The organism is Natrinema sp. LN54, assembly GCF_052439245.1.
In the GTDB taxonomy this organism is placed as follows: Archaea; Halobacteriota; Halobacteria; order Halobacteriales; family Natrialbaceae; genus Natrinema; species Natrinema versiforme_A.
This window is the reverse complement of sequence record NZ_JBQVRP010000003.1, coordinates 499,589-520,618: the sequence shown is the minus strand read 5'-3', so window position 1 is coordinate 520,618 and position 21,030 is coordinate 499,589. Positions and strand designations below refer to the sequence as shown.

Annotated in this window: 23 protein-coding genes; 10 read left to right on the top strand and 13 right to left on the bottom strand. The window is 65.3% G+C overall.

Features of this window, described 5'->3' with window-relative positions; genetic code table 11:
* Positions 1–364: 364 nt before the first annotated feature.
* From ACT4ML_RS11865 to tatC, 3 genes are all read right to left on the bottom strand, one after another.
* The gene (locus ACT4ML_RS11865; RefSeq protein WP_444721055.1) at positions 365–1,711 is read right to left on the bottom strand and encodes an MFS transporter; all 1,347 of its coding nucleotides are present in this window, start codon (positions 1,709–1,711) and stop codon (positions 365–367) included.
* 6 nt (positions 1,712–1,717) lie between these two features.
* Positions 1,718–3,814, bottom strand: coding sequence for an assimilatory nitrate reductase NasA (gene nasA / locus ACT4ML_RS11860; protein WP_444721152.1), 2,097 nt, complete (start codon positions 3,812–3,814; stop codon positions 1,718–1,720).
* 352 nt (positions 3,815–4,166) lie between these two features.
* Positions 4,167–5,144 (bottom strand): twin-arginine translocase subunit TatC, encoded by a 978-nt coding sequence (gene tatC, locus ACT4ML_RS11855; protein WP_444721054.1) that lies wholly within the window; start codon positions 5,142–5,144, stop codon positions 4,167–4,169.
* Positions 5,145–5,284: 140 nt separating this feature from the next.
* On the opposite strand from tatC, the gene ACT4ML_RS11850 reads away from it, so the two are divergent.
* Positions 5,285–7,654, top strand: coding sequence for a twin-arginine translocase subunit TatC (locus ACT4ML_RS11850; protein WP_444721053.1), 2,370 nt, complete (start codon positions 5,285–5,287; stop codon positions 7,652–7,654).
* Positions 7,655–7,925: 271 nt separating this feature from the next.
* Here ACT4ML_RS11850 and ACT4ML_RS11845 read toward each other — a convergent pair whose 3' ends face one another.
* From ACT4ML_RS11845 to ACT4ML_RS11835, 3 genes are all read right to left on the bottom strand, one after another.
* Positions 7,926–8,129, bottom strand: coding sequence for a hypothetical protein (locus ACT4ML_RS11845; protein WP_444721052.1), 204 nt, complete (start codon positions 8,127–8,129; stop codon positions 7,926–7,928).
* The gene (locus ACT4ML_RS11840) at positions 8,126–8,479 is read right to left on the bottom strand and encodes a HalOD1 output domain-containing protein (protein ID WP_444721051.1); all 354 of its coding nucleotides are present in this window, start codon (positions 8,477–8,479) and stop codon (positions 8,126–8,128) included. The genes ACT4ML_RS11845 and ACT4ML_RS11840 overlap by 4 nt, the downstream gene beginning before the upstream one ends.
* Before the next feature lie 94 nt (positions 8,480–8,573).
* Complete coding sequence (locus ACT4ML_RS11835; RefSeq protein ID WP_444721151.1) at positions 8,574–9,215, bottom strand: helix-turn-helix domain-containing protein; 642 nt, start codon at positions 9,213–9,215, stop codon at positions 8,574–8,576.
* 185 nt (positions 9,216–9,400) lie between these two features.
* On the opposite strand from ACT4ML_RS11835, the gene ACT4ML_RS11830 reads away from it, so the two are divergent.
* The 4 genes from ACT4ML_RS11830 to ACT4ML_RS11815 all read left to right on the top strand — a co-directional run bounded on the left by ACT4ML_RS11830 (position 9,401) and on the right by ACT4ML_RS11815 (position 11,420).
* A complete protein-coding gene (locus ACT4ML_RS11830; protein ID WP_444721050.1) occupies positions 9,401–10,057 on the top strand; it encodes a helix-turn-helix domain-containing protein in 657 nt (218 codons plus the stop codon).
* A 102-nt stretch (positions 10,058–10,159) separates the two neighbouring features.
* The gene (locus tag ACT4ML_RS11825) at positions 10,160–10,513 is read left to right on the top strand and encodes a DUF7344 domain-containing protein (RefSeq protein WP_444721049.1); all 354 of its coding nucleotides are present in this window, start codon (positions 10,160–10,162) and stop codon (positions 10,511–10,513) included.
* Positions 10,514–10,542: 29 nt separating this feature from the next.
* Positions 10,543–10,923 carry a hypothetical protein gene (locus tag ACT4ML_RS11820; protein WP_444721048.1) on the top strand — a complete coding sequence of 127 codons (381 nt, stop codon included), beginning with the start codon at positions 10,543–10,545 and terminating at the stop codon, positions 10,921–10,923.
* A gap of 320 nt (positions 10,924–11,243) precedes the next feature.
* A complete protein-coding gene (locus ACT4ML_RS11815) occupies positions 11,244–11,420 on the top strand; it encodes a hypothetical protein (protein ID WP_007109894.1) in 177 nt (58 codons plus the stop codon).
* Positions 11,421–11,443: 23 nt separating this feature from the next.
* Here ACT4ML_RS11815 and ACT4ML_RS11810 read toward each other — a convergent pair whose 3' ends face one another.
* Together ACT4ML_RS11810 and ACT4ML_RS11805 are read right to left on the bottom strand one after the other, a co-directional pair.
* The gene (locus ACT4ML_RS11810; protein WP_444721047.1) at positions 11,444–12,220 is read right to left on the bottom strand and encodes a 23S rRNA (uridine(2552)-2'-O)-methyltransferase; all 777 of its coding nucleotides are present in this window, start codon (positions 12,218–12,220) and stop codon (positions 11,444–11,446) included.
* Positions 12,221–12,310: 90 nt separating this feature from the next.
* Positions 12,311–13,228 carry a DUF106 domain-containing protein gene (locus tag ACT4ML_RS11805; protein WP_444721046.1) on the bottom strand — a complete coding sequence of 306 codons (918 nt, stop codon included), beginning with the start codon at positions 13,226–13,228 and terminating at the stop codon, positions 12,311–12,313.
* 137 nt (positions 13,229–13,365) lie between these two features.
* Here ACT4ML_RS11805 and ACT4ML_RS11800 point away from each other — a divergent pair, with 137 nt between their 5' ends.
* The 3 genes from ACT4ML_RS11800 (at position 13,366) to ACT4ML_RS11790 (ending at position 15,014) form a co-directional block, all read left to right on the top strand.
* On the top strand, positions 13,366–13,608 hold the full coding sequence (locus ACT4ML_RS11800) for a PRC-barrel domain containing protein (protein ID WP_444721045.1): 243 nt from the start codon (positions 13,366–13,368) through the stop codon (positions 13,606–13,608).
* Between the two features lie 189 nt (positions 13,609–13,797).
* Positions 13,798–14,541: a DNA polymerase sliding clamp gene (locus ACT4ML_RS11795; protein ID WP_444721044.1), complete on the top strand. Its 744-nt coding sequence runs from the start codon at positions 13,798–13,800 to the stop codon at positions 14,539–14,541.
* 155 nt (positions 14,542–14,696) lie between these two features.
* Complete coding sequence (locus ACT4ML_RS11790; RefSeq protein WP_444721043.1) at positions 14,697–15,014, top strand: HalOD1 output domain-containing protein; 318 nt, start codon at positions 14,697–14,699, stop codon at positions 15,012–15,014.
* A gap of 53 nt (positions 15,015–15,067) precedes the next feature.
* Here ACT4ML_RS11790 and ACT4ML_RS11785 read toward each other — a convergent pair whose 3' ends face one another.
* Positions 15,068–15,937, bottom strand: coding sequence for an alpha/beta fold hydrolase (locus ACT4ML_RS11785; RefSeq protein ID WP_444721042.1), 870 nt, complete (start codon positions 15,935–15,937; stop codon positions 15,068–15,070).
* A gap of 234 nt (positions 15,938–16,171) precedes the next feature.
* On the opposite strand from ACT4ML_RS11785, the gene priL reads away from it, so the two are divergent.
* Positions 16,172–17,257, top strand: coding sequence for a DNA primase regulatory subunit PriL (priL, locus tag ACT4ML_RS11780; RefSeq protein ID WP_444721041.1), 1,086 nt, complete (start codon positions 16,172–16,174; stop codon positions 17,255–17,257).
* A 40-nt stretch (positions 17,258–17,297) separates the two neighbouring features.
* Here priL and ACT4ML_RS11775 read toward each other — a convergent pair whose 3' ends face one another.
* Together ACT4ML_RS11775 and ACT4ML_RS11770 are read right to left on the bottom strand one after the other, a co-directional pair.
* Positions 17,298–17,681 carry a hypothetical protein gene (locus tag ACT4ML_RS11775; RefSeq protein ID WP_444721040.1) on the bottom strand — a complete coding sequence of 128 codons (384 nt, stop codon included), beginning with the start codon at positions 17,679–17,681 and terminating at the stop codon, positions 17,298–17,300.
* A 42-nt stretch (positions 17,682–17,723) separates the two neighbouring features.
* The gene (locus tag ACT4ML_RS11770) at positions 17,724–17,993 is read right to left on the bottom strand and encodes a DUF7472 family protein (RefSeq protein WP_444721039.1); all 270 of its coding nucleotides are present in this window, start codon (positions 17,991–17,993) and stop codon (positions 17,724–17,726) included.
* A gap of 193 nt (positions 17,994–18,186) precedes the next feature.
* Between ACT4ML_RS11770 and ACT4ML_RS11765 the strand changes: the two genes are divergently transcribed.
* Complete coding sequence (locus ACT4ML_RS11765; RefSeq protein WP_444721038.1) at positions 18,187–18,810, top strand: SWIM zinc finger family protein; 624 nt, start codon at positions 18,187–18,189, stop codon at positions 18,808–18,810.
* 42 nt (positions 18,811–18,852) lie between these two features.
* Here ACT4ML_RS11765 and ACT4ML_RS11760 read toward each other — a convergent pair whose 3' ends face one another.
* Positions 18,853–20,388 (bottom strand): M48 family metalloprotease, encoded by a 1,536-nt coding sequence (locus ACT4ML_RS11760; protein WP_444721037.1) that lies wholly within the window; start codon positions 20,386–20,388, stop codon positions 18,853–18,855.
* Positions 20,389–20,470: 82 nt separating this feature from the next.
* Complete coding sequence (gene hjc, locus ACT4ML_RS11755) at positions 20,471–20,992, bottom strand: Holliday junction resolvase Hjc (protein ID WP_444721036.1); 522 nt, start codon at positions 20,990–20,992, stop codon at positions 20,471–20,473.
* Positions 20,993–21,030 lie beyond the last annotated feature (38 nt).

Genomic DNA, 21,030 nt, shown 5'->3' with positions numbered 1-21,030 from the left:
GCAGAGTTCCTCGCCAAACATGTCGTAATTCACGTTTTGACGACATGGTCCTAAAACATATAACAGTAATCGTTTACAAAACCAGTTTTTCGACGTGGTTTCGGGACCGGACGTGGTATCTCCAATGACATATGCACTGTATTAGGACGTATATCACGGCTGACCGGGGCGGAGAATGGGCGATTACACACCGGGCCGGGCGGCCAACCCCCCGATTAGGGGTGGGATCGGACGGCGATCTCGCTTTCAGCGCGCACACCGGTCCGCGAGCGACGCGGCTCGGCCGGTGTGACGCGTCGCGCGGGATCACGACCGCTCGAGAACTCGACGAACGGGCAGGAGACGGGGCGAAAAACGAACGGCTTCAATCGTCGGACGGGACCGCCGTGTCCGGGGTCGGCTCCACTCGAGTGCGGTAGAGTCCAACGGAGAGGCCGATCGAGACGACCGCGAGGACGAGGAACACGACGTAGCCGTTGGCGTAGCCGGCGGGCCCCTGCAGGTCGACGAAGAGGCCGAGCACCGGTGGGATGACGAAGCCGCCGAACGCTCCGAGGCCGCCGACCAGCCCGGACGCGCCGCCGACGGCCTCCGGCACGTACTCGGGGACGAGTCCGAACACCGCCGCGTTGGCGACGCCGATCCCGATCCCGAGCAGGACCGTCCCGCCGATCGCGACCGGGACGGTTCGCGCCGCGATCAGCACGGCCGCGGCGACGCCGACGACGACGAAGCTCGCGATTGCAGTGGGCTCGCCGCCGAATCGGTCGCTGACGACGCCGCCCGGCACGCGGACGAGCGCCGCGAGCAGGGTGAACGCGAGCGCCGTGAGGGCTCCCGCGCGTTGCACGGACAGATCGTGGACGGCCGCCCAGTAGGACGGAAACCACGTCGTCAGCGCGAGAAAGCCGCCGAAGGAGGTAAAAAACAGCGCGACGAGGACCCACGTCCGCCAGATGCTCGCCGCCTCGCGGATCGAGGCCATCGCGTCGCCGCTGGGGAACAGCTCCTGTCCCCGCGTTTCGGCGCGCCGCTTCGCGGCGTCGGCCGCGAGGCCCTGTTTCCGGAACTGGAAGAACGGCGCGTCGACGGCGACGACCGCGTAGGCGAGCGTCCCGCAGACGAGGAAACCGAACCACGCCAGATACGCGCCGGTCAGGCCGAGCGCGGCGAGCGCGACGGGGACGACGAGCGTGAAGATCCCCGGCGAACTGTTGCCCAGCCCCGCGTACACCGCGAGCATCGTTCCCTGTCGCTCCTCCGGGGACCAGTACGACGTCTGGGCGGCACCGACCGAAAACGTCGCGATTCCACAGCCCGACAGCGAGCCGAACAGGAACACGAGCGGGTAGTGGGCCATGGTCAACCCGTCGGTTCCGAGCGTGACGAGAATCGTCGATAACCCGGCCATTCCCACGACCGCACAGCCGAGCAAGACGAGAAACGGCTTCGCCGCGCCGACGTCTTCGACCCACGCACCGAAGGGAATCCGGAGCAGCGAGCCGGTGAGTTGCGGCGCGGCGACCAGCAGTCCGAGCGCGAGTCCGGACAGTCCCATCGCTCCCTCGAGTTCGGTCGCGACGGGGCCGTAGAGGACGACGCCGGCGAAGCCGACGAAGAACCCGAGGGTCGCGGACGCGACGCCCCGTCGGGCGTTCCCGCGAATCTCGAGCGCGTCGTCGACAGGCTCGGAATCCGATCTCGCCGTCATGAACTGTCAGGCGCTCGCTTCGGCGACCGACCTGACGTCCCGTTCCCGAAGCGACTCGAGGCGAACCGCACACTGCTTGAAGTTGGGTTCGTTCGAGCGCGGGTCGACATCGGGTAACGTGAGGTCGTTCACGTCGGGGTGGTGGATCGGCAGCCAGACGACGCCGTCGGGGATCGCTTCGTCGGTCTCGACGCTGACCGTGACCGACGCCCGGCGGGAGACGACGCGAGCGAACTGCTCGTCGTCGCCGTCCTCGAGGTCGTCCGCCGGGGCCTCGAGTTCCTCCGCGAAGGCGGCGGCCGTCGCCGGGCTGACCCGGGCCGTCGGCGGCTCGTCTTCGCGGGTCCGAACGCCGGTGTTGTAGGCGTCCGGGCGGCGCGCGGTCGTCAGCGTGAACGGGTAAGACTCGTCCGTCGGCTCGGGAAGCGGGCGAGCCTCGCCCGTCGAGAACCGGGCGCGACCCGACTGGGTCGGGAACGACCACGAATCGTCGGCGGCGTCGCTCTCGTCGGACTCGTAGTACCGGTAGCCCGCCGACACGTCCGGCTCCGGTGCCGGCCAGCGGACCGCGCGCTCGGCCTCGAGACGGTCGTAGCTGATCCCCGAGCAGTCGGCCGGCGTACCGGCCGTGAGCGCGGCGAACTCGTCGAAGACCGATTCGGGCTCCGGCCGGTCGTCGAACAGGTCGGGGACGAGGCGATCGGCGAGCTGGCCAATCAGCGTGAGATCGGTTCGGACGCCGCCGGGCGTGTCCGTCGCGGCTCGAACCCGGGAGATCGTTCGTTCCATGTTGGTCGTCGTCCCCTCGGACTCGCCCCACGTCGCCGCGGGCAGGACGACGTCGGCGTACTCGACCGTCTCGCTGCGGAAGGCGTCCTGCACGACGAGGAACGAGTCCTCGAGTTTCTCGCGGACGCGGGTCGCGTCGGGCATGCCCGCGACGGGGTTGGTCGCGACCGCGTAGACCGCGTCGACGTCGTCGCCGATCGCGTCGACGATGCCGACCGGTCCCGGCCCCGGATCGTCGGGGAACCGCGAGACCGGTACGTCCCACGTCTCGGCGACCTCTCGGCGGTGGTCCGGATCGGTGAAGGGGCGGTGGCCGGGCCACGACCCCTTCGAGGAGCAGACGCGGGTCCCCATCGAGTTGGCCTGTCCGGTCAGCGAGAACGGCCCCGAGCCCGGCCGGAGGTTGCCGGTCGCGAGACACAGATCGATCAGCGCGCCCGCGGCCGCGGTCCCGTTGACGCTCTGGTTGATCCCCATCCCCCAGTAACAGAGGGTGCGATCCTCGAGCGCGTCGGCGAGGCGGTCGACATCGTCCATCGAGACGCCCGCCATCTCGGCGGCCTCGGCCGCGTCGGGCAGTTCCGCGCGGAGCTCCTCGAAGCCGACCGTCGCCTCGGCGACGAACGCCTCGTCGACGCGGTCCGTCTCGACGACGCGAGCGAGGACGGCTCGAGCGAGCGCGAGGTCACCGCCCGGCTCGAGCGGGACGTGGTGGTCGGCGACCTCGGCGGTCTCGCTGTGGACGGGATCGACGACGATCAGCTCGGAGTCGTCCTCGTCGGCGGACTGGCGGATCCACCGGAACATGACCGGGTGAGCGGCCGCCGGGTTCGCGCCCCAGACGACGTGGCTCTCGGCCTCGGGGATGTCGTCGTAGGTCGGCGGCGGCGCGTCGCTGCCGAAGGCGTCGTAGTAGGCGGTGACCGCCGAGGCCATACACAGCGTCGTGTTGGCGTCGTAGTACCGCGTTCCGAACCCGCCGCGGGCGAGTTTCCCGAGCGCGTAGGCGGCCTCGTTGGTCTGCTGGCCGCTCCCCAAGACGGCGACGCTGTCGCCGCCCGACTCGAGCGCGCTCCCGAGTCCGCCCGCCGCGCGCTGGAGGGCGGACTCCCACGTCGTCGGGACGAGTTCGCCGTCTTTCCGCTCGAGGGGACGGGTCAGCCACTCGCCGCCCGGATCGGCGGTCTCGCTGACGCCGCGCTGGCACGCCAGTCCCTGATTGACCGGATGCGCGGCATCGCCGCGGACGGTCTCGAGGCCGTACCCCCGTTCCGGGGCCTGCTGGACGTGACCGCAGCCGACCGCACACCGCATACACGTGGTCGGGACGAGTTCGGTCACGGGTCCCACCCCGCCGCGTCGGCGCGAATGGGACAATGTGATTTACAATCACACCCATCAAAGCGAGATTGGCTCAACATCATTCAAATGTTCACAGATTAGGAGAACATATGCACCTACTAAACGGTGATCGTTTACGAACTGTGAATTTTATCGGGAGAACAGACCGGAGTCCGCAATATGCGAACGGATGCATACAATATAAGGCCATTATATGACGGGTATGGCGGCTGATGACCGAACGAATGTCCACGGGTTCTCGACTCGTCTGCGGAATTGATGTCGAGAATACCGCGTAGAAAAACGGAACCGAACTCGAGTCGACTTACTCGCGCCCGACCCACTTGAGGACGAACAGCGTCCCCTCGAACAGCAGGATCATCGTGATGGCGACGAGGATGGGTGCCATCATCGTCGGATCGATGGTGAACATGAACGACAGCCCTGCGAAAGCCGCCCAGAAGTAGAGCCGCTTCTGGGCCAGCCAGCGGCGGGTCGTCACGCCCATCATGATCGCCAGCATGATGAACAGCGGAATCTGGAAGACGATCGCGAGGAAGCCGGTCAGCGTGATGATCAGGTTGAACGTCTCGCCGAGCGCGTACGCGATCATGGCGCTCTCCTCGGCGTAGTAGGTGAAGTACTCGAAGAGGATCGGGAGGACGAGGACGTACGAGAACAGCATCCCGCCCGCAGCGAGCACGACGCTCGTCGGGACGGCCGCGAGGTAGTACTTGCGCTCGTTGGGATACAGCCCGGGCCGCATGAACAGGTAACACTCGTAGACTAACACCGGCAGGGCGAACATGATCCCCAGCAGCGACGAGATCTTGATCCGCGTCAGCCACAGCTCGAGCGGGTTGTACACGTGCGGCGGCGGGACCTCGCTGACCTCGTAGGGAAAGACGTTGAACCAGACGAATTCGATGGCTTGGGAGGCCCACAGAAGTCCGATCGCCGTCCCGCCGGCTCCGAACAGGAGGACGACCGCGAGCCGGAGGACCATTTCCTCGATGTGGTCGGCAAGCGGCATCTCCTCGTCGTCCGGCGGCGTCGAGATCCCGCCGATATCGTCGTCGGAGTCGGGATACGTCGGCTCGGGGTTGTGCCGGTCGCCGACGACGCCTTCGCCGTCGGTCTCGAGACTGGGTTCGTCCGGCTCGTCGCGGTCGGCCGATCCGTCGTCGGATACGGGATCGGCATCGGCATCGGACGCATCGGCGGCTGGCCGTCGCTCGTCAAGGTCGTCCCCCGACTCTCGGGTGCCCTCCACGTCGCGGTCGTCCGCCGGCTCGTCCGACATCTACGGGATAGTGATAGGGCACCGGTTATAGGCCTTTTTCTTACGAACACCCCTCGAGAGTGAGAAGGCCGCTCGATCGGTCCTCGAACCGCACACCCACTCGAAAGGTTGATAACTGGATGTCAGTTACCGTTTACCCAATGAGTTCTGCCGTCGACGAGGACACTGCCAAGGCCATCAATACAGGCCGGGAGACGCTCGGCGCACTACTCTCGGGCGCCCAGCAACACCTCCAGAAGGTGTTTATCGTCTTCCTGCTGGGCTTCGTCGGCTCCTTCTACGCGCTGCGCGTGATCATCTGGGATTTTCTCGAGGCGACCGCGAAGGGCCAGATGGGGGAGGCGGTCGCGGGGTCGACCGACATCATCACCCGAACGCCGTTCGAGGTAATCCTCTTACAGGCCAAGATCGGGATGGTGGCGGGTATCATCGTCGCGATCCCCGCCCTGCTCTTTTTCTCCCGAAAGGCGCTTCGTCGCCGCGGCTACACGAGTTCCGTGCCGATTTCGCGGCGGTTCATCGCCGGCTTCATTCTGGCGTCGCTGTCCCTGTTCGTCGCTGGCGTCGTCTACGCCTACAGCATCTTCTTCCCGTACGCGTTCGACTTCCTCGCCAGTAACGCCGTCAGCGCCGGCGTCAAACCCAGCTTCGGTATCACGGAGTTCACCGAGTTCATGGCGTTGCTGACGCTGTCGTTCGGACTCGCCGCCCAGCTCCCGCTTTTCATGAGCGTGCTCGCCTACACCGAGATCGTCCCCTACGAGACCTTCCGGGACAAGTGGCGACACGCCGTCGTCGCCGTCACCGTGTTCGGGGCCATGTTCTCGCCGCCGGACCCGTTTACCCTCGTGATGTGGGCGATGCCGATGGTCGGCCTCTACGTCTTCAGCCTCGGGCTGTCGAAGCTCGTGACTAACCTCCGTCGGCGCGGCGCCGCCAAGGCCGCCGGCTCGGGCACGGCCCACATCAAGCGCCGAACCCTCCAGTTCGTCGGCGCGTTGGGCGCACTCACCGTCGCACTCGCCGCGGCAATCAATCAGGGCGGGTTCGACGAACTCGAGGAGTCGGTCTTCCCGCTGTTCCCCTCGCAGATTCGTCCCGGCCCCGGCGGACCCGGCGGTCTCGGGACGTACGCGGCCGAACACGGCCTGTTCGGTGACATCGTCGTCGGACTGGGCGTCGCGCTGGGCATCGGCCTGCTCGTCCTGTTCGCGTACACGGTCAAGGTCCTCCAGAGCCCGGTCTACCCCCGACAGGACGACATCCGCCGCGCCGACGATCCGACCGATGTCGATTTCGAAACCCTCAGCGCCGAGGACATCGGCGACGTGCCGGCGCAGGTCTTCCAGCGGATGAGCGAGGACGACGCCCTCGAGTACTCCCGGAAGGCGATGTACGACGACGATCGGGCGAAAGCCGAGGCGATCCTCGACCGCTTCGATACGATCCAAGACGCGACCGAGAGCGACGAGTCGGCGAGTGCTGACGCGGCGGGAAGCGCCGCGGGCACGGCAGCTGGCTCGGGTTCGGGTGCGGGCGCGGCCGCCGCGGACGATGATGACGAGGGTCTCTTCGCGAGCACCGCCGCCGGGATGCTCGATCCGTTCACCGAGGACGAGACCACCGAAGACGATATCGGCGGCTACGCCTACGACATCGCCTTCATCCTCAACAGTCTCACCTCGAAGGTGTTCCGCATCGTGGGGCTGTTCATGGTCGTCATGGGCGGCAGCTTCTTCTGGCTCTACTCGGGCGGGCTCAGGGACGTGCTCAGGCTCTTCCTCGATCAGGTCCCCCGAGACGTACTCGAGGAGGTCGTCGCCGACGGCGTCGATCCGAGCACGATGGGGCTCCAAGAACTCATCGAGGAGATGGACATCGTCATCGCCCTCCACCCCGTCGAGGTGCTCATCTTCGAAGTGAAGATCAGCGCGCTCGCCGGCATCGTCGCCGTGTTACCGCTGTTGCTGTACTACGCGTGGCCTCCCGCCCGAGAACGCGGACTGGTCCGTGGTGACCGACGCACGTTCCTCGTGTGGGGTGGCTCCCTGCTCGTCGGCTTCGCGGTCGGGACCTACTTCGGGTTCTTCTACGTCGCGCCGACGATCATCTCGTATCTGGTCTCCGACGCGCTCAGCAACGGGATGGTCATCTCCTACCGGATCAAGAGCTTCTTCTGGCTCGTGATCTTCACGACCGTCGGCATCGGCTTCCTGCTGAACATCATCGTCACGATGGCGCTGTTCCACGTCGGCGGGATCGTCAGCTACCGCTCGATGCTCGAGCGGTGGCGGCCGGTCGTCGTCGGGACCTTCGTCCTCGCGGCCTTCTTCAGCCCGAAGGGCGTGCTGATGATGTTGCTGTTCTCGATCCCGATCGCGCTCACGTACCTGATCGGCCTCGCCGTCCTCTACGTCCTGACCGGCGGCGGCAGATTGTTCGGCGGCGGTGGCGGCGGCTCGACGGCCCCGCCGGACGCCGAAGAGACCGGTGCGACCGCGACGGAGTGACGGTATTCATCGCACGCGCACCTGCACCGATGTTTCACCGGTCGCTCGGTCTTGCAACTGCTTCGTAGAGGAGATCGCTGTCCCGATCAGACTACTCAACTCATGCGGTACACGCGCTGTCCGTGAGGAGAAATCGGCTGGGGACGTGACGAGTCCCTGTTGCCACGATAGAGGACGCTTCGTCACACTGCACCCGCCCGAATAAGCCGCTGGGCCCTTCTACTCAATCACCGCTCAGAGAAATCGTTTCACACGCGGCACGTGCTCTCTATCACTCGTTCGTCGACGGAATCTCCCGCTCCTCGTTCTTTCGTACTTCGGTAACGATCACGTCCCAGTCCGGATAGTCGGTCCCGTTCCGACAGTCCCAGCCGCCTTCGATCTCGAGCTCGCTGTCGTACGCACGACGGAGGAGCGCTTGCAGTTCGGCACGTAACTCCGCTTCGGAGGAGGGCGGCGTCTCGTCGGCAGTCATCGGCGGGTGATTCCGACGGTCTCGTCGGCCGTTCGGTCCGAGCCCGGTGAGGAGAGTGTCACGACCTCGTTACTGAATACGGTTATTTCGTACCCTTCGATCGTAAACGAGACGTCGACCGATCCGTGCGGCGTGTCTCGACGTCGGACCAGCTCGTCGAGGGCATCGGTATCGACCGTGTCGTGGAGCGGGTCCAGTTCGACCGGATTGACGCCAAGAACGTTCGATACTGCGGCGATGACGGCCATGCCCGCAGAGGTCGCGTCCCGATCGTACTGGGCACGGTACGTGCCTGACTCCTGGTCGAACTCCAGCGATTCTAACGCGGTACTTGCTAAGCTGGCAGTCATAGGTATCTACGTCCTTCTAGCGGCCTGCGTCGGTTTAACAAGGATACTGATTATACAGGAGGTTTTAATACCACCCCCGGATTGCCGGACGAGGCTACTGATTGATGAGCGTCGCATCGATGAGTCGTCGGTGACCGCGTCTGAGCCGGGACGAGAGCGACTGCTGTGTAATGCCGATCTCCGCGGCGATATCCTCGAGCGAGGCTTCGCGCGGCGAATCGAAATAGCCGTGTTCGTAGGCCAACATCAGTGCTTCTCGCTGGGTATCAGTCAGCTCGTAGTCGTCGCCCTGTATCGGGAGCAACTTGTGGACTGCGGTAATCTCGATGGGAATGTCGTGCGTTTGGCATTCGGTGCGGAACTCGCTGATCGCCTCACGGCTCTCACCGCGGACTTCGAAGTCCCACCCGTCTCTCGTCCCGACTCCGGAGAGCACGGAGACGTTAGTTTCGGCGAGGGCGCTCAAGATGCCGAAGTACTCCGGTTCCCACTCTGCACGCATGAGATACTCCTCGTCGACGCTGTCGATGAGTTTGGTGGTGGCCAGTCCAGCATGGGTTTCGAACGCGGCTTCGATGTCCTCGGCGGCCGCGCCGCGGACCCAGAAATACGGGATTATCAGATCCTCCTGCGGGAGGAGTCGCTCCATCCTGATCGTTACCCCGGGGAGGGTTTCGAAGACCGTCCCCAGTGGAAACTCGTCCGCCGGACTCGTAAACTCCATCACGGTAGCCATACTCATGGTTCGCCGCGAAGGCCGATAACCCGCGCGGGTGGTGTACCAAGCACCGACGATGACGGCCCGGACTCGAGGACGCCGTATGAGTGAGGGAGTATCACATATCCGATTTCGTACAGGCATGGTGGACCATGCCGGCCCGTTTTATCATAATATAACCTACCAAGGGAGCAAGAACAGTAATGAGCGTGATTGCAGAGTTTCGGATTCCATCTGCGGATTTCGAACTCGGACGGATTCTCGACGTCGAGGGGATCACCTCCATCGAACTCGAGAATCTCGTCCCGATCGGTGGGGCGACCGTTCCGCTCTTCTGGATCCATAATTCGACGCGAGACACGTTTCTCGAGTCCGTCCAACGCCACCCGGCCGTCACCAGCGCGGCGGAGGTAGACGTGTTCGACGACAGGACGCTCGTCACCCTCGACTGGGACGCGAACCACGATCACCTCTTCGAAGGAATCAGCGAGAGCGGGGGACAGCTCTTGAGTGCCGTCGGAACGCCCGAGACGTGGGAGTTCGAATTGCGATTTCCCGATCACGACGCCCTCAGCGAGTTCAGGACGCTCTGTGAGGACGCACAGATCTCACTGGAGGTGAGGCGCGTGTACAACCCGACGAAACCCGACGCGGGTCCGTGGTACGGATTGACCGAACTCCAGCGCGAAGCCATCATGCTCGCCGTACAAATGGGGTACTACGACATCCCGAGGGGCTGTACGACCAAGGAACTCGCGGACGAGCTCGGGATTTCGGATCAGGCCGTGACGGAACGGCTCCGTCGTGCGATCGCGTCGCTCGTCACGTACACGCTCGTCCACTCCGAATCATCGGTCTGAAGTCCGGTTCCCTCGTGCATCAAGGCGAATCCACACGGGGCTCGCGAGGGAATACGTGACTATGGGCCGGAAACAGGGACGAGTCGTCAGTGGGGAACACGGATGACGGACAATACAGTCGAACAGTGGAAATCGGTTCCGTCCGATGACGTTCTCTCGGCAGTCGCCAGCGAACAGCGCCGGGCCGTGCTTCGATCGCTGGACCGGACCGATGGAAAAACGATAGCGGTCGGCGCGCTCACGGATCGGGTCGCCGAAGCGCTTCGAAACGGAGGGGTGCCGGACGACGAACAGCGACAGCGCGTCCGCACCGCACTCCACCACATCCATCTCCCGAAACTGGAGGACTCCGGACTGATAGCGTACGACACCGGGACCGGTCGGGTTCGGATCGTATCCGGCGGACTGGACACGGACCTGCAGGCACTGATTACGCCGCACGGAGTCCGTGAATGACGCAGACACCGAGACGTGGGGAACGCTCGATGATGCGCAACGACGAGGCGTTCGAGGCGTTGGCCGACGGTCAGCGACGCGAGTTGCTGGTCGAAATACTGGAATCCGGCCGATACGACGTCCCGGAGTTGCCCGGCAGTTCTCAGGAAATCGCCGAAGCGAACCGGGGGTTCCTCCGCGAGTACCTGTCCACCGCTCGAGAGGGTAATGAGGGCGACAAGGAACTCATCAGTATGCACCTCGTTCACATCCCCGCGCTCGCTGACGGGCGCTTCGTCGAGTGGAACCGAGACGACCACGTCGTCACGAAGGGGCCTCGATTCGACGAACTGGTGCCCGTTCTCGAACTGATAGACGAGTTGCCAGACGACCGTCCAGCGACGGATGCCGTCGTCACGCTCGGGCAGTGAGCTGGATCAGTACCTAGTGACGGGTGTGGTAACGGGGCGTATTCTGCTGCGTTGGCAGGACGGAACTATCACGCCTCCCCCAACCGCACGTCCTCCCCGGCCGATTTCTACTCGCGAACAGCTCGAGAATGTGATTTCGCACTAGTCACGCCTCGCAAACGGCGTGCGCCGCCGTACGCCGGTTGACCCGTCCGGAGTGAGACACCGTTCGCCTAGATGGGATCGCGGCCGACTCGAGATCCGTCTCGAGGCGACGGACCGATCGAAACCGTGTGATCAACCCTATTAAGTCGGCGACGTGCGAACGACTACCCAGACTGATGCCCAAGATCAGCGTCGAAATCCCGCAGGAACTCCTCGACGACTTAGACGACCACGTCGGCGACGACGGCAAGTTCGTCAACCGCAGCGACGCGATCCGTTCCTCGATCCGCAAGAACCTGGATATCTTAGACGAGATAGACAAACGCCACGACCGCCTCGAGGACCAGGAATAGCAGCGGTCGGCCCGCTCAGTCGGTCAGTCCCGGTCGATCCGCTGGGCGAACCCGAAGTTCGGCTTGACGTCCTCGACGCGGACGGCGACGGTCTCGCCCTCCTCGGTATCCGGAACGAACAGCCGGTAGCCGTCGACGCTCGCCATCCCGTCGCCTTCGCTGCCGACGGCCTCGATTTCGACCTCGAGTTCGTCGCCCGGCCGCACCGAGGCGGTGAGCCGACCCTTGGCGATGAAGTAGACCTCGGAGGACTCGTCGCGGCTGGCCTTCGGTGAGGTCGCGCGGACGTACTGGAACTCCTCCTCGACGTCCGCCCGAAAGTCGTCGACATCCGGTCCCTCGAAGACCTTCACGACGAAGTCCCCGCCGTTGTCGAGGAGTTCGAGCGCGGTCTCGAAGGCCTGTCGCGCGAGGTGCAGCGAGCGGGCCTGATCGAGCGAGTACTCGCCGGACATGTTGGGGGCCATGTCCGAAATCACGGCGTCGACCGGACCGCCGGCGGCGTCGATGACTCGGTCCCGGGTCTTGTCTTCGGTCATGTCCCCGCGGAGCGTCTCGACGTTGTCGTGGTCGTCGAACTCCTTGATGCGCTGGAAGTCAACGCCGATGACGTCGCCCTCCGGGCCGACTTCCTCGGCCGCGACCTCGAGCCAGCCGCCCGGTGCCGCACCGAGGTCGACGACCGTGTCACCGCGGTCGATGACGTTCTCGAGTTCGTCGAGTTGTTTGAGCTTGTAGGCCGCTCGCGAGCGATACCCCTCCTGTTTCGCTTTGTTGTAGTAGTGGTCTTTGCCTGCCATCAGCGTGTCACTCAGTTATCGCGACTAGCCGGTCGAGACGGATAGGTGTCGCGACTCGTCGTTTCGACGGCCGAATCCGCAGTCGGAGGGCTACGAGGACGACCCGGTCCGGAGATCGAGCGTCTTCTGAATGAGCTGTCGGGCCGCCATCGAGCAGACGAAATACCAGACGATCCACGTCTGCATCGGGCCGACGAGGGATTGCTGCCACGTGACCGAGCCCGCGAGCGGGACGACCAGCCCCGTTTCACCGGCACCGAGATGGCCACTGCGGACTTTCCAACGGAGCCAGAGAAAGACCGGAATCGTCAACAGCATGATCCAGACCATCGGCCGGAACTGTAGCTTGAACATGCCGAGCTGGTCGCCGGCGGCCGCGATCTGCTCCTCCTGAATCCGCTCGAGGGCCGCGTCGTCGCCGCGCTCTGTCGCCGCCTCCTTTCGCTCTCGGAGGTCCTCCATCCGCTGTTTGTACTCCTCGAGTTTCTCGCGGTCTAACAGCCTGGATTGTAACACGGTCGAATAGAGCCCGGTGACGACCGCGAGGAAGACGATGATGAGGTGAAACGGCACGAATTCGGCGACGGGGCCGAGTACGACGCTCTCGACCGACGCGACGATGTTCCGGATCTGGGCGTTCCAGTAGCCGGCGAACAGCAAGAGTGCGAACACGCCCGCGGCCTTGTCTGCGGAAGTCCAGGACGGCGACTCGATATCGTCCAGCCCCGTGTGCTCGGAGGGCTCGTCTCCCGTCCCTGTGCGCTCGGACGAATCGTCTCCCGCGAGGAGCTGCTCGACTCGGTCGGGCTCCGCGATCGCGAATCCGGTTCCGGCGCTGACGAGCACCTCTCGTTCGATGAGTGTTCCCCACTGATCGCTCGACAGCGAGTCGCTGACGTCGCTCCACTCGAGTTCCTCCGTGCCACCGTCCGATCGGTCGTAGACGATGGCGAGGGCCTCGCGGACCGACTCGTTCTCGAGAAGCGCCACCAACTGATCGATAGGCATTCGCTAGCCGAGGCTCCCAGCTACCGAATTATCAACCCTTTCGTTTCGGCGATCCGGTCTGTATCCCATTCCGACCGGTCTATCGAGTTTCGAGCGCCGGACCAGCAGTTATGCGGCCGAAGCGTGGACCGCCAACTATGAGCGACGAGATTACGGCCGAGGACGGCGGAAAGCGCGTCATCGACAGCAACGGCACCGAAATCGGGGTCGTCCTCGACGTCGAGGACGGCACGGCCTACGTCGAGCCGAACGACGAGATCGGTGGCGAACTCAAGACCAGACTCGGCTGGGGCCCGGACACCGGGAGCCGGTATCCGCTCCGAAACGACGCGATCGGCGAGATCACCGACGAAGAGGTCCGGTTGCGCAGCGAATACTGAGACGAGGCCCGATCGCGGACAGAACCGGTCGTGGTGTCTCGCGTCTCGGGTTCGTGATTCGCCTCGAGTGAGCACGCGAATTCCCCGTCCGTCGAGTGACCGTCCGAACCACCCTCCGCGCCGCCGACCGAGGTTCCGTCCGCGCGTAAAGGGTGGCTTTTTATGTCGACCGTCCGTACCCCGACCTATATGTTCAAGGCCATCGTGAGCGCCGAAACGCTCACCAGCGCGCTGGATTCGATCAGCGTGCTGGTCGACGAGTGCAAGATCCACCTCGAGGAGGACGGTCTGGAAATCCGGGCCGTCGACCCCGCGAACGTCGGGATGGTCGACCTCTCGCTCGATGCGGCTGCGTTCGAATCGTACGAAGCCGACGGCGGGCTGATCGGTGTCGACCTCTCGCGGCTCGAAGACATCGCTGGCATGGCCGAATCCGGCCAACTCATCCAACTCGAACTCGACGAGGAGACCCGCAAACTCCAGATCCAGATCGACGGCCTCGAGTACACGCTCGCGCTCATCGACCCCGATTCGATCCGACAGGAACCGGACATTCCGGACCTCGATCTCCCCGGCGAGGTCGTCCTCGAGGGCAAAGACGTCAACCGCTCGGTGACCGCCGCCGACATGGTCTCCGATCACATCGCGCTCGGCGTCGACGAGACCGAGGAGTACTTCTACGTCGACGCGGAGGGCGACACCGACGACGTCCACCTCGAGCTTACACGAGACGATCTGATCGATCTGCAGGTCGGCCCCGCTCACTCGCTGTTCTCGCTCGACTATCTCAAAGACATGAACAAGGCGATCCCGAAAGACACCGAGGTCACACTCGACCTCGGCGAGGAGTTCCCCGTCAAGATCTACTTCGGCTTCGCGGAGGGGCAGGGACAGGTCACCTACATGCTCGCGCCGCGCATCCAGAGCGAGTAACGCCACTGCCGTTTTCGCAGTTTCTCGGTATCGGCTCCCGCCGCCGACTCCATCGGTGTGAGGGAGCGACTCGATGCCGTTCCGTCCGTCGGACTACTTAAAAATTCGATATGGAAAGGGGAGCGGCTACCGGGACACTCGTTCTCGGATGACATATGCCCTCCGCGAACGATTCCACGGACGAGTCGGAGCCACGCGACACGAGTTGCGTCGCAACGTTCGATCCCGCCAGCGAGCGGCCGAGCGAGGCCGTCGTCACCGCGGTCGCCGCGCTCCGAGAGGCGGAGCCGGCCGACCTCCCGCCGCTGTACGAGGCCGTCGATCCCGACGCGCTCGACTCCCTCGTCGAGCACGGCCAACGCGTCGGCGACGCGGGGACCCACGAGGTGTGGTTCACCTACGACGCGTTCGATATCGGCGTCCGAACCGACGGCGAGATCCGGATTCGAGACGCCGCTGCGACGGTCAGTTGAGCCTCCCCGCTCGACCTCACTCACTCGAGTCCCTACCGCCGGCACGACTCTCGTTACTCCTGTTCGTCCAGAAACGCGAGCAACTGCTCGTTCACGTCGTCGGCGTTCTCGATGAAGAAGAGGTGCGAGCCGCCCTCGATGAGTTCGAGACGGCTGTCTGAGATTTTCTCCTCGAGCAGTCGCGCGTTCTCGACGGGGACGACCCGGTCGTCCGTCCCGTGGAGGATGAGCGTCGGGATTCGAAGTCCGTCGAGGCGATCGCTGACGTCGAAGTTCAGGACGGCGGCGGCTTGGGCCTCGCGAGCGGGGTCGTCGGCGTCTTGCTCCAGTCGCCACTCGAGAATCCGGTCGATGAGATGTGGGTTCCGGTTGGTGAACCGCTCGTTGAACGCGGGCCGCATCCGGTGGCGGAGCGTCTCCCGCTCGCCCGCGCCGTCGGGCGTGTCGAACATGTGGGCTTGGGTCTCGTCGGGCACCGGTGCCGCGTCGGGGCCGCCGTGGGACGTACAACAGAGCGTCAGCGATTTCGCACGGGAGTACTCGATCGCGTACCGTTGGGCGATCATCCCGCCCATGCTCGCGCCGACGATGTGGGCGTCGTAGATTCCCGCGTCGTCGAGGACGGCCTCCAAATCGGCGGCCAGTCCGCCGACCGAGTAGCCGGCCAGTTTGAAGAGCACGGGAGCACGGAGTGTGGCCGGGAGCCGCGGAACCAGCGGCGGGAGGCCGGTATCCGACCGGCCGGTCCCCCGGTTATCGGGGGCCACCACGTCGTACTCGCTGGCGACGGCCGCGCGCTGCCAGCGCCACATCCACCGACCGAATCCGAGTCCCTGCACGAACACGACCGGCGCTCGACGCTCGCCGTCGCTCCGGTCGTACTCGTAGTAGATCGACACGCCGTCTCTCGTCGCCTGTGGCATACTCGAGACGACGTGTCGGACACCCTTGAAATCGATCATCGAAACGGGAGCCAAACGGCGTCGGGCGATCTCGCGTGCCGCCGTCGACTGCCGGTGCCGACTTTATTACCCGCGGCGTCGCCGACTATTCACGGGTAACGGGCGGCGAGATACGTCCGCCGGAACGACGGTCGTAATAAGAGATGATTATGCTAATCAGCGCGTTTATCCCATCGGAGTAATATCGTTTTACCGATGCAGCGACTTCACGCCCGATACCCGTTTCTCGAGGCGGCCCGCGAGTCCGTCGCAACGGAGGCGGTCGATCTGGCGACCGTCGTCGAACAGGATCGGGCGGTCGTCGATCGCGCGCGCCAACGCGTTATTACCGCGCTCGAGTCGGGGGAGACCGGGGAGCCACACCGCGACGCCCGGATCGAATTGCTCTCCTATCCGGTCGCCCGAGTGCTCGTCTCGATGGTCGACGAACGCGTGCTCGTCCGCAAGTACGCCCGGGCCGAGGCCGCGACGGCCTACGAGCGGTTCACCGCCGACATGGCCGATACCACCGAACTGAAAAGCGTCGAGTCGACGGGGCTGGAACTCGACGAACTGCTCGCGGAGTTCGACCTCCGGGATGCGGTCCGCGAGGCGAGCGGCGAGGAGTACCGAATCGACGTCGGCACCTACCTGCCGCTGGCCGAAGACCTGTGGGACGACGAGTGGCGACTCGTCAACCAGCCGTTAGAAGCCGGCGAAGTCCCCGTCGACGAGGAGGAACTGCTCACGCTCCTCCGGGAAGCGATCCGGGGTCGCATCGAGGACGGGCTTCCCTTCGAGGTGCCCGACGCCATCGCGACCGTCCTCGAGGACGAGACCGCCGAGATCCGAGAGGTACTCGCCGACCTCGAGTTGACACAGGACATCGATACCGTCGTTCCGGACCTGTTCCCGCCGTGTATGAAGGCCCTGCTCGACCAGATCCAGAAGGGCGAGCACCTGCCCCACCACTCCCGGTTCGCGATCACCGCCTTCCTGACGAGCATCGGGATGACCACCGACCAGGTCGTCGACCTCTACCGCGTCAACTCGTCGTTCGGCGAGGAGATGACCCGCTACCAGACCGACCACATCCGCGGTGATAGCTCGCCGACGGAGTACTCGGCCCCCTCGTGTGCGACCATGCAGTCCTACGGCGACTGCGTGAACAAAGACGACCTCTGCGAGCGGATTCCGCACCCGATGGCCTACTACGAGCAGCGGATCGACGACGCCGACGACGAGGAACTCGAGGACTGGCGAGAAGCGGAGGACGACGGCCAGTCAGCGAGCGGCGACTGACTCCGCGGTCGGTCCGCGCTCGATCGAAACCGTCGACCGATTAGTTTTCCGGCGGTTCGTCCGACAGTTCGTCGGCCTGTCGTTGAATGTCCTGCAGCGCCCGTTCCTGTTCGCCGCGGGTGATACCGCCGGACTCGACGTGACGGCCCCCGTACTGCCACGACGGAATCGCGTCCCAGACGTTCGAGCGATCCTCGTCGGACTCGTCAGCGGAGGACGGATCGTCCGTCGCGGATCGTCGCCACTCGAGGCCGATTGCAAGCGCCGAGAAGACGAGCAACCCGCCGATGGCGGTGACCGGGTCGACGATCGCTGTCGACCGCACGAGCAGCGACGAACCGAGCAACGCGACCGTGACGACGGCGGCGACTCGGCCGAGTCGGGAGCGATAGCGTCGGGTCGGCGTGTCGTCGGAACTCACCATACCGAATGTCAGACGTCCAAGGAGAAAAGCGTACCGACGGGTTCAGAACGTGCCCTGTGCGTCGACGTCGTCATCGTCGTTCGCCTCGAGGCCGTCCTCGGGATCGTTCAGCGTGTAGGCCAGCGCGATGCCGACCGCGGTCATCAGGAGGATAAACCCGATGATAACCCCGACGAGCATCTGACCGCCCTCCGGCGAGAGCGTGCTGTTTTCGGTTCCGTAGGCGGAGCCGACGTAGATCATGGCCGCGATCATCAGGACGACCGAACCCACGGACACGGCGATTTCGACGAGCTGTTCGCGTTCGACCATTGACTAATCGCTTTCGTCGGCCCGGTGAAAAGCGCTTCGAAGGGGGTCAAGCGGCGTTGGCTGGGGGCCGATCGCCGCGGGCATACCCGGCATAAAGGTCGTACTTGAACATGCAGGCGCGGCCGTTATTGCCCTCGAGGCCCTATTTACGTCGAATAGCCAGCCGACCAGCGAATCCCATCTCGACGCACCTATGAAAACAACAGCGTCACCGAAAGCGCCGCTTCACGTACCGTCTGCCGACCATCTCACCGAGCGCTCGCGCCGGGCGCGAACCGAGCCGATGTCGGTGTTGCCGCTGGGCGACGGCCTCTACGAGGTCGAGTCCGCGAGCGACCACACCTATCTCGTCGATCTCGAGGCGAGTAGGTGTACCTGTCCGGATCACGTCTTCCGCGAGGCCCGCTGTAAGCACATCCGCCGGGTCGCGATCGAGATCACGGAGGGGCGCACCCCGCCGCCGGGCGAGGTCTCGGTCACCTGCCACGACTGCGACGAGACGATGTTCGTCGCGGAGGACGCGACCGCGCCGTTCTACTGCGACGAGCACGCGATCGGCCCCGGCGACACCGTTATCGACCGCGAGACGGGCGACCGCCTCACCGTCGTCGACGTCTCTGACCTGCGGGCCGACGCCGTCGAAATCGGCTCGGCCGACTGCACCGTCGCCGAGTACGGGACGAACGAGGGCTACCACCCCGACGTGCCCGTCGTCGGCGCGGTCTACCCCCACGCCACCGTGGCCCGAAACGGCGTCGTTCCCGCGTCGCTGAAGGTCTACGTCTTCCCGCGGACCCGCCTCGAGACGGCGGCGTAGACCGGTCTCGGCCGCCGATTTTCCGAGTTCGATGCCGACCGATCAGCGGCGCTCCCGCTCGAGTGCCTCGAGTTCGGCGAGGCGCTGTTCGGTCGGCGGATGGGTCCGGAACAGCCGGACCCGGAGCCGGGAGAGCCCGTGTCGGAGCCCGCCGAGGACAGAATCGGGAGTCTCCGGGTCGGTCGTCATCGGCTCGAGCGGCAGGATCGACAGCGACGAGACGCTCGCGACCTCGCGCAGGTCTCGGTTCGGCGTCGCTGCGATGCGGTCGTCGAGCGCCCGCAGCGCGCCGGCGAGGGCGGCCGGCGACCCGGTCACCTCGACGGCGGTGCGATCCGCGGCCGTCTCCCTCGCCCGCGAGAGGACGGCGGTGATCGCGCGGCTTCCGAGCCACGCGGCGGTCGCGACGACGAACAACACCAGACTGAGGAGCCAGCCGTCGCTCTCGTCGTCCTCGTCGTCGTCCGGATCGGGCGGATGCGTCGCCGCTCGCCACTCGTCGTTCGGCCCGAAAATCTCCGCCTCGCCCCACTCCGTCTCGGGGTCGGGTTCCTCCGCGGGCGGTGCCCACTCCTCGTCAGTTCGCCGTCGATCGCCGCGGAACGGCAGGTCATCGCGGACCCGCGCCCGCAGGCCGTCGGCGAGGACGACCGGCGTCGAGACGGCCGTCATCACCATCGCGTCCCTGTTCGCCACGTGGGCGAGTTCGTGGGCGATGACCGCCTCGAGTTCGTCGTCGGAGAGGGCGGTGACGGCGCCATAGGAGAGGATGAGGTGTGTGTCGCTCGGACGAAAGCCGACGACCATCGCTTCCGGAGCGTGGGTTTCGGAGATGGAAATCGTCGGCACCGGCACGCCGAGCTGGGACGCGACCGCCGTCGTCGTCGCGTGGATACCGGGCAGGTCGTCGGCGGTCGTCGGCGTCGCGTCCGCTCGTTGTTCGATGGACGCGACCTGCGCGTACTCGCGGTAGCCGAGCGCGATTAGCACGAGGAGAGTGATCCCGCCGGCCGTATACACCCCGAGGATCGGCCCGACGACCAGCGCCGAGAGGGCGAACGCGAGGAGCCAGAGCGTCGCGAGAAAGCCGACGGTGACGAGCACGAGCAGGAGAACCGCGACGGCCATTCGAAACACGAGCGTCCAGTCCGTCGACTCCCCGACCGCGGTGACCGCCGCCACCGAGACCGCCGCGATGGCGACGGCGAGCCCGAGCGTAACGACCCCCGCCGCGGTCGCCGCACCGTCGATCCCGAGCGGGATCACGACGAACAGGAACACCGTCGTCCAGACGGCGGCGAGGAAGGCGACCGTCGCACCCGCGAGACAGACCACGTAGGCGGCCATCGAAAGCGTGGGGTACCCCTCCGCGGAGACGGCGACGTACCCGAGGACGAGCAGCGGAACGGCCGCGAAGACGGTCGCCGCAGTCGGCGCTGAACCGGGACCGATCGCGACCGTCCACAGAAGCAGACTCGTTATCCAGCCGATCGCGGCCACCCCGATCGTCGCGGTCGCGAACGTCACGACGGAAACGCCGGTGACGACCGGGGACCCCCATCCGGAGCCCGTCGACATACGTAGGAATTCTAACTATCCCGGATAAATTACCCGGTTGCGCGCCGAGAACGACGGCAGACTGGCGGGCTCCGAGGGGCACTCACTCGAGCAGGTCCGCGGCCTCGTCGACGTCCATGACCCCCTGCTGGACGGCGTTGAGCACGCGCAGGGTATCTTCGTCCGGTCCGTCGTCGCCGGCGTCGCCGACTTCCTCGAGCGTGACCTTCTCGGACTGGCCGGTGAACTCGGGGAAGTCGGTGCCGTCGGCGAGGGCCGTCTCCTTCTTGACGCGGTAGTTCCCGCCGTCGGTGACGTGGAGGTCGCCGGGGTGGAAGAAGTACCAGTCCTCGCGGTCGAAGCGGACGCCGATCCGCGGCTTCGCGCCGAAGTTCTGGGCGAAGAAGGTCAGCGCCTCGACTTCTTCGCCGGTGAGGTAGATCGGATCGCCGGAACTCGACTTCGCTTCGATCGCGTAGAACTGCTCGCCGTCGCCGGCGAGCACGTCGGGGAGTTCGCGCTCGGTCGCGGAGCCGCTGGCGGGCGCACGCATCACCGCGAAGCCGGCCTCGTCGAGTTCGTTGACGAGTTCCCGCTCGCGGCGGTCGCCCTTCGCCTGAGACATACCACTCCCTCACCGCCGGTCGGTAATAAAGGAACGGA